Here is an 862-nt window from a genome sequence, read left to right on the forward strand (position 1 = left end):
ATCCTGAATGCACCGTGGCTGGAACTCCAGGGCAGCAGCCTGATCCGGAACATCGCCATGCACCTGGTGGAACCATTAGCCCGGGCAGATCCACGGCGTCCCTTCAACTTTCCCGAGATGCCCGGTTACTGGCAGAGCGTCAGCAGCGAGGCCCACGGTGAGTGGCAGCTCCATCCCGTCTGGCGGCCGGCAGCCTCGTTCCCGATCCGGGCAGGCTGGGCGAAAGCGGTGCTGGCCGGGCATGCTGCCGTCGCGAGGGGTTTGGATATCAGTGCACCGGTGCTGGTGCTGCTCTCGGACAGGACGAGGATCCAGGCCGAATGGACCGAGGACCTGATGCATGTTGATGCAGTCATCGATGTAGAGGAGACCGCGGGCCGTGCCCTTCGCCTCGGGCGGAGGGTTGCAGTGTTCCGCTACCCCGGTGCTATCCACGATGTCTTCTTATCGCAGCGGCAGATCCGGGAAGAAGCCTACCGGGACGTCGCGGGCTGGGCGCAGTCCTACCCTTGCGGAGCGGCGGCGTCTACCGCACCGCCGTAACGCCGGTCCCGCTGGGCGTAGATCTCTACTGCCTTCCAGAGCGTCCGGCGGTCCACATCGGGCCACAACGTGTCCATGAAGACGAACTCCGCGTAGGCGGACTGCCAGAGCAGGAAGTTCGACAACCGCTGCTCACCGGAGCTCCGGAGGAACAGGTCCACATCCGGCAGGTCCGGCTCGTCCAGGTATTTCTGGATCGTTTTCTCGCTGATGGCTCCGGGCTTGAGCCGCCCGGCCGCAACCTCGGCGGCGATGGCGGATACGGCGTCGGTGATCTCGGCGCGCCCGCCGTAATTAACACACATGTTCAAAGTGCAGG

General features: G+C 64.7%; 1 protein-coding gene and 1 pseudogene. One reads left to right on the top strand and one right to left on the bottom strand.

Features of this window, described 5'->3' with window-relative positions:
• A pseudogene (locus DBR22_RS21560) lies at window positions 1-543 on the top strand (alpha/beta hydrolase); the annotation flags it as partial.
• On the opposite strand, the gene uppS reads toward DBR22_RS21560, so the two are convergent.
• Window positions 504-862 (bottom strand): polyprenyl diphosphate synthase (uppS, locus tag DBR22_RS24960; protein ID WP_258229368.1); only part of this gene is annotated, 359 nt, incomplete at its 5' end. The pseudogene DBR22_RS21560 and the gene uppS sit on opposite strands and share 40 nt — an antisense overlap.

The organism is Arthrobacter sp. HMWF013 (assembly GCF_003061105.1).
Classification (GTDB): Bacteria; Actinomycetota; Actinomycetes; order Actinomycetales; family Micrococcaceae; genus Arthrobacter.